The organism is Pseudomonas sp. FW300-N1A1 (genome assembly GCF_058789115.1).
On the sequence record NZ_JBYTBK010000040.1, the window covers coordinates 1 to 14,503 of the forward strand.

Here is a 14,503-nt window from a genome sequence, read left to right on the forward strand (position 1 = left end):
CTGTACTGGCTAGAGTCAGATGCTGGCTTTTAGTCCCACCACCCCTACAAGTCTAAACATACAAGCTGGCTTGCCAGCGAAGGCGGTTTATCAGGCATATCGCGTATTGCATTCGCCAGCAGACCAGAGCCGGCCGATCGCCCCGACAGATTACCTGACTCTGTCATAACAAGAGTCAGCCTCAGTATATGGCAGATTTTCAGGGGCAGCCGAAAGCCCCACCATACGGCCATGAATACACTTCTGGCGTTCTATCAACACCTCGGCCTGGCCTTGTCATTGCTGGTCGTTACCACCTTTCTCCTGGCTGGAATGATCAAGGGTGTGATCGGCCTGGGCTTGCCGACCATCGCCATGGGACTGCTTGGTCTGGCTATGGCACCGACACAGGCTGCGGCGTTGTTGATCATCCCCGCGACCCTGACCAACGTCTGGCAACTGGCGTCTGGTGGGCACCTGCGGACGTTGCTTATACGTTTGTGGCCGATGCTGCTGGCGATTTTTATCGGCACTGGCGCTGGTACCCTGTGGCTGGGTGTCGACGGCGGACAATGGGTCGTGCGGGCGCTGGGTGGCGCGTTACTGCTCTATGCGTCGAGCGGATTGTTGCTGCCCGCCTTCAAGGTCGGTAGCACCAGTGAGCGCTGGCTCGGCCCGCTGTGCGGCGTGCTGACCGGGATCATCACCTCCGCTACCGGGGTCTTCGTGATTCCGGCGGTGCCGTACCTGCAAGCGTTGGGGTTGAGCAAGGATCAACTGGTGCAGGCGCTGGGCCTGTCATTCACCGTGTCGACCCTGGCCCTGGCGGCCGGCCTGTCGTGGCGCGGCGCGCTGGGCAGCGGCGAACTGAGTGCCTCGCTGCTGGCCCTGATTCCCGCTGTGCTCGGCATGTTGCTGGGGCAATGGCTGCGTCAGCGCATCAGCACCGTGCTGTTCAAACGGATATTTTTCATTGGCCTGGGCGTGCTCGGTGGGCACCTGTTGGTCAACGGTTAGCGGATGAAGGGCTGAGCATCTCGATGGGACGGATATCGAAGTCACGCTCCAGGTAGTCCATGCGCGTGTCGAAAAACGCCTTCATGTGCGGCAGGTTCGAGTGCACTTCCAGATGGGCCTGGGACTGCCAGATCTCGTAGAAGATAAACAGGGTCGGGTCTTGCTGGTCGCGCAGCATGTGGTATTCGATGCAACCCGGTTCGGCGCGACTGGGCTCGACGTAGGCACGGAACAGGGCTTCAAAGGCCTCGGCGCGTTCCGGGCGGGTTTTGGCGTGCAGGATGAAGCCGTGTTGTGGGCTCATGGACAACTCTTCTGGAAGGGAGGGAGGAAATTCTACGGCAACAATCGAATGGCTATTCGTGCGTATAGGTCAAATGTATTTTGCCGAAGCAGGGCTTATTCACGGGGGTGTCGATCGATACCCTGCCGTCATCGAATTGAACCTTCCCCGATTGCGCGAGTGATCCACCACGCACATCGGACCCAGATGATGAGGCTCCCCATGAAAAAAGTGCTATTGCTCAACGGCGGCAAGAAATTCGCCCATTCCGACGGTCGCTACAACGCCACCTTGCACGAAGCCGCCCTGAGCGTGCTGGACCGTGGCGGTGTCGATATCAAAGTGACCCACATCGACGAGGGTTACGACATTAGCGATGAAGTCAGCAAATTCCTCTGGGCCGATGTGATCATCTACCAGATGCCAGGCTGGTGGATGGGTGCGCCCTGGACAGTGAAAAAGTACATCGACGAAGTCTTCACCGAAGGCCACGGCAGCCTCTATGCCAGTGACGGTCGCACCCGTTCCGACGCTTCGCAGAAGTACGGCAGCGGTGGCCTGATCCACGGCAAGCAATACATGCTGTCGCTGACCTGGAATGCCCCGCAGCAAGCCTTCGACGACCCGACCGACTTCTTTGAAGCCAAGGGTGTGGACGCGGTGTATTTTCCGTTCCACAAGGCCAATGAGTTCCTTGGCATGACCGGCTTGCCGACTTTCCTGTGTGTCGACGTGATGAAGCGTCCGAACATTGAAGCCGATATCGCGCGCTACGAGCAGCACCTCAAGCAGGTGTTCAACTTGCCGGCGTGACCTGCGTTCTGCCCCGCATCCAGCTACTATCGGATATCTCGGCGTAACCGGCTGCCTGTGGCGAGGGAGCTTGCTCCCGCTCATGACGACAGGGGTATGGCTGAAGAACCGCTCCGAATGGTTTTGGGGCCGCGTTGCGGCCCAGCGGGAGCAAGCTCCCTCGCCACGATGAGAGCGCATTCGATAGGAAGGACACACGTGAAAGCCAGATCCGATGAGTTGCAGATTTTCGTCTGCGTGATCGAGTGCGGTTCGATTTCCGCGGCGGCCGAGCAGGTCGGGCAAACGCCCTCGGCGGTCAGCCGCACGCTGTCGCGACTGGAGGCCAAGCTCGACACCACGCTGATCAACCGCACTACGCGGCGCATGGACCTGACCGAGGAGGGCAAGTACTTCTTCGAGCAGGCCAAGCGGATCCTCGAGCAGATGGACGAGCTGGAAGAACGCCTGTCGTCGCGGCACCAGACGCCCTCGGGGCGGCTGCGGATCAACGCCGCGTCACCCTTCATGCTGCATGCCATCGTGCCCTACATCGATGAGTTCAGCCGCTTGTATCCGGACATCCAACTGGAGCTCAACAGCAACGACCTGATCATCGACCTGCTGGAGCAGAGCACCGACATCGCGATCCGCATCGGTGCCCTGGCGGATTCGACCCTGCATGCGCGCTCGCTGGGATGCAGTCCGTTGCACATCCTGGCCAGCCCGGCCTATCTGGAAAAACATGGCATCCCGACCAGCGTTGCACAGCTGGCCGGGCACCGGTTGCTGGGCTTCACCCAGACCGAAACCCTCAACCACTGGCCGCTGCGCCACGCGCACGGTGACCGCTGGCAGATTCAACCGGGCATCAGTGCCTCCAGTGGCGAAACCTTGCGTCATCTGGCGCTGGAGGGGCAGGGCATTGCGTGCCTGTCGCACTTCATGACGATCGAAGACATCAAGGCCGGACGCCTCAAGCCGGTGCTGGCCCAAGCCAACAGCGGCTATCGCCAGCCGATCAATGCGGTGTACTACCGCAACTCGCAACTGGCCCTGCGGATTCAGTGCTTCCTCGACTTCATCCAGGGCAAGCTGGCCGGTTATGCGAGTGAAGTGTTCGAGGGCTGACGCATGACCTCTGCGCAAGCGCGAATGGTGTAGCTCGGACCTTTTCAGCAGGGATCCATTCGCTGCTCGATTGTCGGGCCGGGCCTCGCAGCGGGCTTCGGTGGTGGTGTGAATTCAGCACAAGGTGGACTTGCTCAAACCTTGTTACAAAGCCTAAGGTTCCTCCTGCCTCTATAACAAGAAAGGATGGATTCCATGCGTATCGTGTTGTTCAAGACCCTGGCCCTGGCGGCGGCGATTGCCGCCAGTTCGTCGTCGTTTGCTGCAATGCTGGAAGGCGGTGCCGTGGCTGCACCGAACCAGTACGGCGCCGATGTCGCGGCGCAAGTACTCAAGAAAGGCGGCAACGCCGTCGACGCCGCGGTGGCCACCGCGTTCACCCTGGCGGTGACCTACCCGGAAGCGGGGAACATTGGTGGCGGTGGTTTCATGACCCTGTTCATCGACGGTAAGCCGTACTTCCTCGACTACCGCGAAACGGCACCCCAGGCCGCGACCCGCGACATGTACCTGAACGAGAAGGGCGAGGTCATCGAGAACCTCAGCCTGGTTGGCGCTCGCGCTGCCGGCGTACCGGGCACGGTGATGGGCCTGTGGGAAGCCCACAAGAAGTTCGGCAAGCTGCCCTGGAGCGAGCTGATTACCCCGGCCATCGGCTACGCCAAGACCGGCTTCAAAGTCGCGGACAAACAGTACCAGTACCGCGAAGATGCGCTGAAACTGTTCAACGGCACGACCAACTTCGCCGATTATTTTGGCAGCATGAAGCCCGGCGAAACCTTCCGCCAACCCGAACTGGCCGAGACCCTGGAGCGGATCGCCGACAAGGGCGCGAGCGAGTTTTACCAAGGCAAGACCGCCGACCTGCTGGTCGCGCAGATGAAGGCCGACAAGGGCCTGATCAGCAAGCAGGACCTGAACGACTACAAGGTCAACTGGCGTGAGCCGCTGACAGTCAACTGGCGCGGCAATACCCTGTACACCGCACCGCCACCGAGTTCCGGCGGTATCGCCCTGGCGCAATTGATCGCCATCAAGGAAGACCGTGCCGCCGACTTCAAGGGCGTCGAACTGAACTCGGCGAAGTACATTCACCTGCTCGCGGAAATCGAAAAACGCGTGTTCGCCGACCGTGCCGACTACCTTGGCGACCCGGCGTTTTCCGACGTGCCGGTCAAGCAACTCACCGATCCGGCGTACCTGGAAAAGCGCGCCGCCGAGGTCAACCCGAACGCCATCTCGCCGACCGAGAAAGTCCGTCCAGGCCTGGAGCCGCATCAGACCACGCACTTCTCCATCGTTGATGCCGACGGCAATGCGGTGAGCAATACCTACACCCTGAACTGGGACTACGGCAGCGGCGTCGTGGTCAAAGGCGCGGGTTTCCTGCTCAACGATGAAATGGACGACTTCAGCTCCAAACCCGGCGTGGCCAACGCCTTTGGTGTGGTCGGTGGCGATGCCAACGCCATTGCTCCGGGCAAGCGCATGTTGTCGTCGATGAGCCCGAGCCTGGTGACCCGCGATGGCAAGGTCACGCTGGTACTCGGCACGCCGGGTGGTTCGCGAATCTTCACCTCGATCTTCCAGGTGCTGAACAACCTGTATGACTACAACCTGCCGCTGGAAAAAGCCGTGGCCGCGCAACGCGTCCATCACCAGTTGCTGCCCAAGGACACGATCTACTTCGACGCCTACGCGCCCCTGACCGGCAAGGTCGCCGATGAGCTGAAAACCATGGGCTACACCCTGGAAGACCAGGGCTGGGAAATGGGTGATATCCAGGCGATCCGCGTCAACGGCAGCGCCCTGGAAACCGCCTCCGACCCTCGCGGCCGGGGTGTGGGTCAAGTTGTGAAGTAACCCCTGTCCGCCATGATCGTTCCCACGCTCCCGCGTGGGAATGCCGCCCGGGACGCTCCGCGTCTCAGGTGCGGACGTAGCGTGTCCGTTGCTGCGCGTGGGAACGATCACAACGCGCCTTGCATGAAAATCCCGCCCGCCTATTTTCATTAATCGCGACACGACATATCCGTAAGCGACATTCCTTGCCTGTGTGCGAAAGCTAGTTTCATCCCGTTTGAAAGATTCTCCTCGAAATGATTTATGAGTTTCACAACACATCGACGTGACCCTTTTCGAGGAGTACCGCATGGCACCGTCGTTCGGCTATTGGCTGCTGGTTTATGCCGCTGTCGCCATCATTGCCCTGATCGTTCTGATCGCCCGTTACCGGCTCAATCCGTTCATTGTCATCACCCTGATTTCCATTGGCCTGGCGCTGGTCGCCGGGATGCCGCCGTCTGGCGTGGTGGGGGCCTACGAGGCGGGGGTGGGCAAGACCTTGGGGCACATTGCGCTGGTGGTGGCACTGGGCACCATGCTTGGCAAGATGATGGCCGAGTCCGGTGGCGCCGAGCAGATGGCGCGCACGCTGATTGAGCGGTTCGGCGAGAAAAACGCGCATTGGGCGATGGTCTGCATTGCCTTCCTGGTGGGCCTGCCGCTGTTCTTCGAAGTCGGTTTTGTGCTGCTGGTGCCGATTGCCTTTACCGTGGCGCGCCGCGTCGGCGTGTCGATCCTGATGGTCGGTTTGCCGATGGTGGCCGGCCTCTCGGTGGTGCATGCCCTGGTGCCGCCGCACCCGGCCGCGATGCTGGCGGTGCAGGTCTACCAGGCCTCGGTGGGACAGACCTTGCTCTATGCGATTGCGATCGGTATCCCGACGGCGATCATCGCCGGTCCCTTGTACGCCAAGTTCATCGTGCCGCGGATCCAGCTGCCCGAGGACAACCCGCTGGAGCGGCAATTTCTCGAGCGTGAACCACGGGACAGCCTGCCGGGTTTCGGCATCACCATGGCGACCATCCTGTTGCCGGTGGTGCTGATGCTGATCGGTGGCTGGGCCAACCTGATTTCCACCCCTGGTAGCGGGTTCAATCAGTTCCTGCTGTTTATCGGCAACTCGGTGATCGCGCTGTTGCTGGCAACCTTGCTGAGTTTCTGGACCCTGGGCCTGGCCCAGGGCTTCAGCCGCGAGTCGATCCTGAGGTTTACCAATGAGTGCCTGGCACCGACCGCCAGCATCACCTTGCTGGTAGGCGCCGGTGGTGGCCTGAACCGGATTCTGGTGGATGCCGGGGTCACCGACCAGATCGTCGGCCTGGCCCATGAGTTTCAGTTGTCGCCGCTGTTGATGGGGTGGCTGTTCGCGGCCTTGATGCGCATCGCCACTGGTTCCGCCACTGTGGCCATGACCACCGCTTCGGGCGTGGTAGCGCCGGTGGCCATTGGTCTGGGTTATCCCCATCCGGAGCTGCTGGTGCTGGCGACAGGCGCGGGGTCGGTTATCTTTTCCCACGTCAACGACGGCGGCTTCTGGCTGATCAAGGAATACTTCAATATGACCGTGACCCAGACCTTCAAGACCTGGACGGTGCTCGAGACCTTGATTTCGGTGGTCGCATTCGCCCTGACCGTCGGTCTTTCCTATGTGCTGTGAACAGCAGGTGCGGTAAATGGACATCCTTTATCAGATTCGCGCACGACAGGATTCTTTCAGTGCCGGCGAGGGGCGCATTGCCCGGTTGATGCTCGAAGACGTGGGCTTCGCCGCCTCGGCCAGCCTCGACGAACTGGCGCAGCGCGCCGATGTCAGCAGCGCTACCTTGTCGCGGTTTGCCCGCACGGTGGGTTGTCGTGACTTGCGCGACCTGCGTTTGCAACTGGCCCAGGCCAGCGGGGTCGGCAGTCGTTTTCTGGACCCGGCTGGGCGGCCTGCGCAGTCGGCGTTTTACCGGCAGATCGTCGGCGATATCGAAACGACGCTGCGTCTGCACCTGTCGGCGTTTGACGAGTCGCGATTCGCCGACGCGGTCAAACTGCTGAGCACGGCGCGGATGATTCACGCCTTTGGCATGGGCGGCTGTTCGACGCTGTGCAGTGCCGAGCTGCAAGTGCGCCTGGTACGCCTGGGTTACCCGATTGCCGCCTGCCACGACCCGGTGATGATGCGTGTCACCGCCGCATCGATGGGCGCTGACCAGGTGCTGATTGCCTGCTCGCTGACCGGCATCATCCCGCAGTTGCTGGAGGCGGTGGAACTGGCGCAAAGCTACGGCGCGCGGGTGCTGGCGATCACCCTGGCCGACTCGCCGCTGGCACAGCTGGCCGATGTGGTGCTGCCACTGCAAAGCTGTGAAACCTCATTCATCTACAAACCGACGGCGGCGCGCTACGGCATGTTGCTGGCCATCGACGTGCTCGCCACTGAGCTGGCACTGGCGCAACCTGAAGACAATCAAGAGCGCCTGCGGCGGATCAAGCTGGCGCTCGACGATTACCGTGGCGGCGATGACCATCTGCCGCTGGGAGACTGACATGCAGTACCACACGCTGATTCGCAACGCCTCGGTCATCGACGGCAGCAACCGCCCCGCTTACCTCGCCGACGTCGGCATCCTGGACGGGCGCATCCAGCACATCGGTGACTTGCAGGGCGCCCGTGGCGATGAGGAAATCGACGCCGCTGGCCGGGTGCTCGCGCCAGGCTTCATCGACGTGCACACCCACGACGACACGGTGGTGATCCGCCAGCCGCAGATGCTGCCCAAGCTTAGCCAGGGCGTGACCACGGTGATCGTCGGCAACTGCGGGATCAGCGCCTCTCCGGTGAGCCTGCGTGGCGATCCGCCGGACCCGATGAACCTGCTGGGCACCCCGGCGGCCTTTGTTTATCCACGCTTCAGTGATTACCGCGCAGCGGTCGAAGCCGCCCAGCCGACGGTGAATGTGGCGGCATTGGTGGGGCACACGGCACTGCGCAGCAATCATCTGGACGACCTGTTCCGTACTGCCACGCCCGAGGAAATCAGCGCGATGCGCGAGCAACTGCGCGAGAGCCTGCAAGACGGTGCGCTGGGGCTGTCCACCGGCCTGGCTTATGCCAGCGCCTTTTCGGCATCCACCGATGAAGTGCAGCAGTTGGCCGCCGAGTTGGCCGCTTTTGGCGCGGTCTACACCACCCACTTGCGCAGTGAGTTCGAGCCGGTGCTGGAGGCCATGGACGAGGCGTTCCAGATCGGCCGGCAAGCGCAGAGCCCGGTGATTATTTCCCACCTCAAATGTGCCGGCGCCGGCAACTGGGGTCGCAGCCCGCAGTTGCTGGCGTCCCTGGAGCAGGCGGCGAAAACCCATCCGGTGGGCTGCGATTGCTATCCCTACGCGGCGAGCTCTTCGACCCTGGATCTCAAGCAAGTCACCGATGCCCACCGCATCACCATCACCTGGTCCACCCCGCACCCGGAGGTCAGTGGTCGCGACTTGATCGACATCGCCGCCGAGTGGGGCATGCCGCTGCTGGACGCGGCCCGTCGCCTGCAACCGGCCGGTGCGGTCTATTTCGGCATGGACGAGGCGGACGTGCGGCGCATTCTGGCCCATCCGTTGTCGATGATCGGCTCCGACGGCCTGCCCGAAGACCCGTTTCCCCATCCGCGTTTGTGGGGGGCGTTTCCCCGGGTGCTGGGGCATTTCAGTCGTGATGTCGGCCTGTTTCCGCTGCACACCGCGGTGCACAAGATGACCGGGTTGTCGGCGGCGCGTTTTGGCTTGAAGGCGCGTGGCGAGATTCGCGAAGGGTACTGGGCTGACTTGGTGTTGTTCGATCCGTTGCGGGTGCGGGACGTGGCGGACTTCAATGACCCGCAGCGTTCGGCCGAAGGGATCGACGGAGTGTGGGTCAACGGGGTGCGCAGTTATGTCGATGGTCAGGCGAATGGGCGGCGGGAGGGGCGGTTTTTGGCGCGGGATGGGGATTTGCGGGTGGGGTTTCGTTAACGCCGCGTAGATACCCTGAACTGCGTGTGTGCACCGAGCCTTTGTAGGGGCTGGCTTGCCCTGCCCGCGAAGGCGGCCTGACAGCCAGCCATTCTCTTGCCGGTGCGGTGTGCATATCCGTTGCTGCGGTCATGGCTTCTAATGGTTTCGCCCTTACGGCGAGTCCCTTTTTCAAACGCCAAAAAGGAACCAAAACGCTTCGCCCCGAGCGTCCGGCCCCTCGCCAAGGCTCGGGGTTCCCTCGCTTCGGCATTCCTCAGGGGGCATCGCTCTCCGGTCGGCTTCGCTCGACCTCCATGCGATGTCCTCGACGGCGTCGAGGGGCGCTGCGCGCCATTCCCCTGATGAACGCCTGCGCTCGGCCTGCCGATGGGGCGGGTGGATCAAAAGCTAAAGCAAGAGCAAGAGCGCGGCGACCTTCCGGTCGGCCTGGGTGGTGTTTGGCAATGACCTGATTGTCGATTGTCGATCGTTCCCACGCTCTGCGTGGGAATGCAGCCTGGGGCGCTCCGCGTCCCCTCCAAAGCCGAACGCGGAGCGTCCGTTGAGGCATTCCCTTGCGGGAGCGTGGGAACGATCTGGCGATCGTATCAAGACTCGTTCCTTGTATATGATGAGCCCCTTCACTCAAGGAGCTGCGCCATGCGTTTTGGAAAAACCACCCCCATCCTGCGGATCTTCGACGAGGCTAAGGCGTTGGAGTTTTACGTCGATTTTCTAGGCTTCAGCCTCGACTGGCAGCACCGCTTCGAGGCGAATTTCCCGCTGTATCTGCAGGTGTCGCGGGGCGATTGTGTGCTGCACTTGTCCGAACATCATGGCGACGCGACACCGGGGTCGGCATTGCGTATCGAGACCGATGCGCTGCCAGCGTTCCACCAGCAGTTGCTGGCCAAGGATTATCGCTATGCCCATCCCGAGATCCAGACCATGCCCTGGGGCAGTCAGGACATGACGATCAACGATCCGTTCGGCAACCGACTGGTGTTCACCAACGCGATCTGCGTTTGAGCCTCAGGCTTCGTCCGGCGTGCGGTGCATCTGGCGGAACTCGCCAGGTGGCATCCCGCGCCGGCTTTTGAAGGTGCGGTGAAACGAACGCGGTTCGGTGAAGCCCAGGTACTGGGCGATGTCCTGGATCGGCAAGGCGCTGTTGAGCAGGTAGTGCTCGGCCAGTTCCTGGCGCAGGTCATCGAGGATTTGCTGGTAAGTAGTACCGGCCTGGTGCAGCTGGCGTTGCAGGGTGCGCACCGACACGGCGAACTGCTCGGCCACCTGTTCCTTGCGTGGCAGCCCTTCCTTGAGCAACTGGCGCAGGATGTTCTTCACCCGTTGCTCCAGGGACGCGTCTTCCAGCGTGGCCATCAAGCCCAGGGCGTGTTCTTCCAGGGTGCGCAGCAATTGCGCATCGGCCTGGCGCAGGGGCAGTTGTAAATAAGGCAGTGGGACAATGAGTGCCGAGTAGGGTTGGTCGAACAGTACAGGGCAGTCGAAGAACTGCTCGTACTGGGCAAGTTGCGTGTCGGCCGGCTGTGGATGTTCCAGCCATACGGCGGCGGGTGAGAGCTGGGTGTCGGCAATCCAGCGTGCATATTGCAACCAGGACCCCAGGACATTTTCCACCAGGTGCCGACGGATTCGTGGGCGTTGATGGCGACAGGTCCAGATCAGGTGCACGTGGTCGCCCTGGAGCTCGGCGCGGCTGACCCCCATGTCGCCCACCAGCTTCTCGAACGGCATGATCCGGCTCATGGCATCGCCCAGGGTCGCGCAGTTCATGGTGATGTAGCCCAGCACGCTCCAGGAGTTGGGCAGGACAAAACGCGCCGAATTAAGCCCGAACAACGGGTCGCCCGAGTGTTCGCAGAAGTAGTCGAGCAAGCGTTCATGGGCTTCGCCCGGCAAGCGCAGGCTGTTGTCGCTCAATTGCCGGGCCTGCAACCCGGCTGCCGCCAACGCAGGCTCGATGGCCACGCCCAGTTGTTCGGCGTGACGCACGTATTTGAGCAGCGGGGGAACCGAGGTGTAGCCAAGGGATTGCATGATCGTGTTCCTTTGATCGAGGCACGCGCTGGCGCGGCTGAATACCCTGAAAGGTAATTTGAAACCACAGCTAAAGTAAATGGCTGAGCCGGCTGCGCGGGTTGACTCAATTGGCTACTCGAACTGGCCCGATGCGACCGTGACAGGTCCGGGCGGCCGGCTAGTATAGGCGCCTGAAATGTCACCTATAAGAACCGGAAAAGGACACACGCATGCGACGCTGGAACGGCTGGGGGGATGCAACCACGGTGGTCGAGTTGCCGGCCCAGGGGGCGGGGTTTCTCGCGGCACGGGTCGGCACCGGCCAGGCGCTGCCCGATGCCACGCTTGAGGCGGCCTTGGCCAGGGTGCCGGCTTCGCGGCTCGACGAACACCCGCTCTACAGTGTCGGTGCCCACGACCGCTTGCTGCATGCCCGTGGCCAGAGCCTGTCGGATTGGCTGGCCCTGCGTGAAGGCGCGCCAGGCATTTATCCCGATGCGGTGGCGTTCCCGCAGAGTGCCGAACAGATCCGTCAGTTGCTGGCACTGGCCCAGGAACAGGACCTGTGCCTGATCCCTTATGGCGGCGGCACGTCAGTGGCCGGGCACATCAACCCACCGCTGTCCACACGGCCGGTGGTGACCGTGTCCCTGGCGCGCATGAGTCGCCTGCTCGATCTCGATGAGCAGAGCCTGCTGGCCACCTTCGGCCCCGGTGCCACCGGGCCGCAGGTGGAGAGTCAGCTGCGCGCACGGGGCTACACCCTGGGGCATTTTCCGCAGTCGTGGGAGCTGTCGACCCTGGGCGGCTGGGTGGCCAGTCGCTCCAGTGGCCAGCAGTCCTTGCGCTACGGGCGTATCGAGCAGTTGTTCGCCGGCGGAACCCTGGAAACCTTCGCCGGGCCGCTGGAAATCGCGACGTTCCCGGCCTCGGCGGCCGGTCCGGACTTGCGCGAAGTGGTGTTGGGCTGCGAAGGCCGTTTCGGGATCATTTCCGAGGTCAAGGTGCGAGTCAGCCCGCTGCCGGCCGACGAGCGCTTCTACGGTGTGTTCCTGCCCGACTGGAGCCGCGCCCTGCAAGCCATCCGCCAGTTGGCCCAGGCCCGCGTGCCGCTGTCGATGCTGCGCCTGTCTAACGCCGTGGAAACCGAAACCCAGTTGGCCCTAGCGGGTCATCCGCAGCAGATTGCCTGGCTGGAGAAGTACCTGGCCCTGCGCGGTGCCGGCGCGGGCAAATGCCTGCTGACCTTTGGCGTGACCGGTAACCGGCGGCAAAATGCCCTGTCCCTGAGCCAGGCCCGGCAACACCTGAAGGCCTTTGGCGGGGTGTTCACCGGGACCCTGCTGGGCAAGAAGTGGGCGCAGAACCGCTTCCGCTTTCCCTATCTGCGCGAGAACCTGTGGAACGCCGGCTACGTGGTGGACACCCTGGAAACCGCGACCGACTGGAGCAATGTCGACAACCTGCTCAACCGCATCGAAAACAGCCTGCGCGATGGCCTGGCCGCCGAAGGTGAGCGGGTCCATGTGTTCACCCACCTGTCCCATGTCTACGGTGAAGGTTCGAGCATCTACACCACCTACGTGTTCCGTCCGGCGGCCGACTACCCGGCCACGCTGGCGCGCTGGCAGGCGCTCAAGCAGGCGGCCAGCCAGACCATCGTCGACAACCACGGCACCATCAGTCACCAGCATGGCGTGGGCAAGGATCACGCGCCGTACCTACTGCGGGAAAAAGGCGCGCTGGCCATGGATACCTTGCAGGCCCTGGGCCGGCATTTCGATCCTGCCGGGCGCCTGAACCCTGGCACCCTGCTGCAGGAGTGACGGCCATGAGCCTGGACTGGAATGCGGCGTGGCGACGGCAGGTGTTGCCGACGCTGGCGGACGAAACCTGGGACCTGATCGTCATCGGCGGCGGTATCAGTGGCGCCGGGATCCTGCGTGAAGCGGCGCGTCGCGGCTGGCGTTGCCTGCTGCTGGAGCAGCGCGACTTTGCCTGGGGCACGTCCAGTCGTTCTTCGAAAATGGTCCATGGCGGCTTGCGCTACATCGCCAAGGGTCAGTGGCGCCTGACCCGCGACTCGGTCCATGAGCGCCAGCGCTTGCTCGAAGAAGCCCCGGGGCTGGTGGAGCCCATGAGTTTTCTGATGCCCCATTACCGGGGCGGCTTTCCCGGCCCCCGGGTGATGGGCGGGCTGTTGACGGTCTATGACGCTTTGGCCGGGCGGCGTAGCCATCGTTTTTATGACGCGCAACAGATGCGGTATCTGGCACCGGGCGTCGCGCAAGACGATCTGCTGGGAGGGACCTGTTTTGTCGATGCACTGACCGATGACGCCCGCCTGGTGATGCGCGTGCTGGCCGAGGCCCGGGCCGATGGCGCGTTGGCGCTCAACGGCGTGCGGGTACAGCAGTTGCTGCGCGAAGACGGGCGGGTCTGCGGGGTGCAGGTCGAGGATTGCGAAGGAGGGGCGTCGCTGCAGTTGCGTTGTCGCACGCTGGCGGTGGCCACCGGCGCCTGGGCCGAGCGGTTGCGCCCGGCGAGCGCTGGCCGGCAGTTGCGGCCGTTGCGTGGCAGTCATCTGCTGTTGCCGGGCTGGCGTCTGCCGGTGGCACAGGCGTTCACTTTCTTGCACCCGCGCGATCGCCGGCCGGTGTTTGTGTTTCCCTGGGAGGGCGCCACGGTGGTCGGCACCACCGACCTGGATCATCGCGAGGATCTCGACCAGAGCGCGAGCATCAGCGGCGAGGAACTCGAGTATCTGTTGGAGGCGTGCACCCGGCAGTTCCCGGGGGCCGAGGTGGTTGCCGCCGATGTGCTCTCGACCTGGTCGGGTGTGCGCCCGGTGGTGGGCAGCGCCAGTGGCGAGCAGCAGGGCAAGCCCTCGGATGAAGCCCGTGAGCATGTGCTGTGGCAGGAGCCCGGCTGCGTGACCCTGGCCGGCGGCAAGCTGACTACCTTTCGTCCCCAGGCCATTGAGGTGTTGAAGGCCTGCGCGGCCATGCTTGGACGTCCTGTCAGCGATGACGGCGCGCCGGTGTTTGCCGCCGTGCCGGGACTGCCGATCCCAGGCCTGAGTGGCCGTCAGTGGCGACGCCTGGCCGGGCGTCATGGCCGCGACCTGCCTCGGCTGGCGCAACTGTTGGAACAGCTGGGCAGCGACACCGTGGGCGGCAGTGACACCTTGTGGGCGGAACTGGCCTTTGCCTGCGAGGCGGAGATGGTCCTGCACCTGGATGACCTGCTGCTGCGCCGTACTCGAATCGGTCTGCTGCTGGCCAGGGGCGCGGCGGATGAACTGCCGGCGATTCGTCGTCTGTGCCAGCCCCGGCTGGGCTGGGATGACGAGCGCTGGCAAGAGGAACAACTGCGTTACCGGGCGTTGTGGCAACGCCATCATGGTTTGCCGGATGCCACGCACTGAATGCCCATTGA

Annotated in this window: 12 protein-coding genes; 10 read left to right on the plus strand and 2 right to left on the minus strand. The window is 63.1% G+C overall.

The window, feature by feature from the left end; translation table 11 throughout:
• Window positions 1-231 precede the first annotated feature (231 nt).
• Entirely contained in the window at window positions 232-996 is a 765-nt protein-coding gene (locus AC3WQN_RS21370) for a sulfite exporter TauE/SafE family protein (RefSeq protein ID WP_103402392.1), read from the plus strand.
• On the opposite strand, the gene AC3WQN_RS21375 is transcribed toward AC3WQN_RS21370, so the two are convergent.
• Window positions 986-1,300: a putative quinol monooxygenase gene (locus tag AC3WQN_RS21375; protein WP_103402391.1), complete on the minus strand. Its 315-nt coding sequence runs from the start codon at window positions 1,298-1,300 to the stop codon at window positions 986-988. The two genes, AC3WQN_RS21370 and AC3WQN_RS21375, sit on opposite strands and share 11 nt — an antisense overlap.
• A gap of 201 nt (window positions 1,301-1,501) precedes the next feature.
• Here AC3WQN_RS21375 and mdaB point away from each other — a divergent pair, with 201 nt between their 5' ends.
• The 7 genes from mdaB (at window position 1,502) to AC3WQN_RS21410 (ending at window position 10,051) form a co-directional block, all read left to right on the plus strand.
• Window positions 1,502-2,092, plus strand: a complete 591-nt coding sequence (gene mdaB, locus AC3WQN_RS21380) for an NADPH:quinone oxidoreductase MdaB (protein ID WP_095145108.1) — start codon at window positions 1,502-1,504, stop codon at window positions 2,090-2,092.
• 198 nt (window positions 2,093-2,290) lie between these two features.
• Window positions 2,291-3,202, plus strand: a complete 912-nt coding sequence (locus AC3WQN_RS21385) for a LysR family transcriptional regulator (protein ID WP_103402390.1) — start codon at window positions 2,291-2,293, stop codon at window positions 3,200-3,202.
• 195 nt (window positions 3,203-3,397) lie between these two features.
• A complete protein-coding gene (ggt, locus tag AC3WQN_RS21390) occupies window positions 3,398-5,065 on the plus strand; it encodes a gamma-glutamyltransferase (protein ID WP_103402389.1) in 1,668 nt (555 codons plus the stop codon).
• 289 nt (window positions 5,066-5,354) lie between these two features.
• Window positions 5,355-6,704 carry a GntP family permease gene (locus AC3WQN_RS21395; protein WP_492589095.1) on the plus strand — a complete coding sequence of 450 codons (1,350 nt, stop codon included), beginning with the start codon at window positions 5,355-5,357 and terminating at the stop codon, window positions 6,702-6,704.
• 16 nt (window positions 6,705-6,720) lie between these two features.
• Window positions 6,721-7,581 (plus strand): MurR/RpiR family transcriptional regulator, encoded by an 861-nt coding sequence (locus AC3WQN_RS21400; protein ID WP_103402402.1) that lies wholly within the window; start codon window positions 6,721-6,723, stop codon window positions 7,579-7,581.
• 1 nt (window position 7,582) lies between these two features.
• The gene (locus AC3WQN_RS21405; protein ID WP_492589097.1) at window positions 7,583-9,040 is read left to right on the plus strand and encodes an N-acyl-D-amino-acid deacylase family protein; all 1,458 of its coding nucleotides are present in this window, start codon (window positions 7,583-7,585) and stop codon (window positions 9,038-9,040) included.
• A 642-nt stretch (window positions 9,041-9,682) separates the two neighbouring features.
• Window positions 9,683-10,051 (plus strand): glyoxalase superfamily protein, encoded by a 369-nt coding sequence (locus AC3WQN_RS21410; RefSeq protein WP_103401979.1) that lies wholly within the window; start codon window positions 9,683-9,685, stop codon window positions 10,049-10,051.
• A gap of 3 nt (window positions 10,052-10,054) precedes the next feature.
• Here the strand turns inward: AC3WQN_RS21410 and gliR are convergent, their stop codons facing one another.
• On the minus strand, window positions 10,055-11,083 hold the full coding sequence (gene gliR, locus AC3WQN_RS21415; RefSeq protein WP_103401978.1) for an AraC family transcriptional regulator GliR: 1,029 nt from the start codon (window positions 11,081-11,083) through the stop codon (window positions 10,055-10,057).
• Window positions 11,084-11,295: 212 nt separating this feature from the next.
• Between gliR and AC3WQN_RS21420 the strand changes: the two genes are divergently transcribed.
• Window positions 11,296-12,891, plus strand: coding sequence for an FAD-binding oxidoreductase (locus AC3WQN_RS21420; RefSeq protein ID WP_103401977.1), 1,596 nt, complete (start codon window positions 11,296-11,298; stop codon window positions 12,889-12,891).
• Between the two features lie 5 nt (window positions 12,892-12,896).
• Window positions 12,897-14,492 (plus strand): glycerol-3-phosphate dehydrogenase/oxidase, encoded by a 1,596-nt coding sequence (locus AC3WQN_RS21425; protein WP_103401976.1) that lies wholly within the window; start codon window positions 12,897-12,899, stop codon window positions 14,490-14,492.
• The last annotated feature ends 11 nt before the right edge of the window (window positions 14,493-14,503 follow it).

Excerpts from the sequence above, each read along its gene's own strand:
- AC3WQN_RS21370 (WP_103402392.1), top strand. The coding sequence starts at position 232 with ATGAATACACTTCTGGCGTTCTATCAACACCTCGGCCTGGCCTTGTCA.
- AC3WQN_RS21375 (WP_103402391.1), bottom strand. The coding sequence starts at position 1,300 with ATGAGCCCACAACACGGCTTCATCCTGCACGCCAAAACCCGCCCGGAA.
- mdaB (WP_095145108.1), top strand. The coding sequence starts at position 1,502 with ATGAAAAAAGTGCTATTGCTCAACGGCGGCAAGAAATTCGCCCATTCC.
- ggt (WP_103402389.1), top strand. The coding sequence starts at position 3,398 with ATGCGTATCGTGTTGTTCAAGACCCTGGCCCTGGCGGCGGCGATTGCC.
- AC3WQN_RS21395 (WP_492589095.1), top strand. The coding sequence starts at position 5,355 with ATGGCACCGTCGTTCGGCTATTGGCTGCTGGTTTATGCCGCTGTCGCC.
- AC3WQN_RS21400 (WP_103402402.1), top strand. The coding sequence starts at position 6,721 with ATGGACATCCTTTATCAGATTCGCGCACGACAGGATTCTTTCAGTGCC.
- AC3WQN_RS21405 (WP_492589097.1), top strand. The coding sequence starts at position 7,583 with ATGCAGTACCACACGCTGATTCGCAACGCCTCGGTCATCGACGGCAGC.
- AC3WQN_RS21410 (WP_103401979.1), top strand. The coding sequence starts at position 9,683 with ATGCGTTTTGGAAAAACCACCCCCATCCTGCGGATCTTCGACGAGGCT.
- gliR (WP_103401978.1), bottom strand. The coding sequence starts at position 11,083 with ATGCAATCCCTTGGCTACACCTCGGTTCCCCCGCTGCTCAAATACGTG.
- AC3WQN_RS21420 (WP_103401977.1), top strand. The coding sequence starts at position 11,296 with ATGCGACGCTGGAACGGCTGGGGGGATGCAACCACGGTGGTCGAGTTG.
- AC3WQN_RS21425 (WP_103401976.1), top strand. The coding sequence starts at position 12,897 with ATGAGCCTGGACTGGAATGCGGCGTGGCGACGGCAGGTGTTGCCGACG.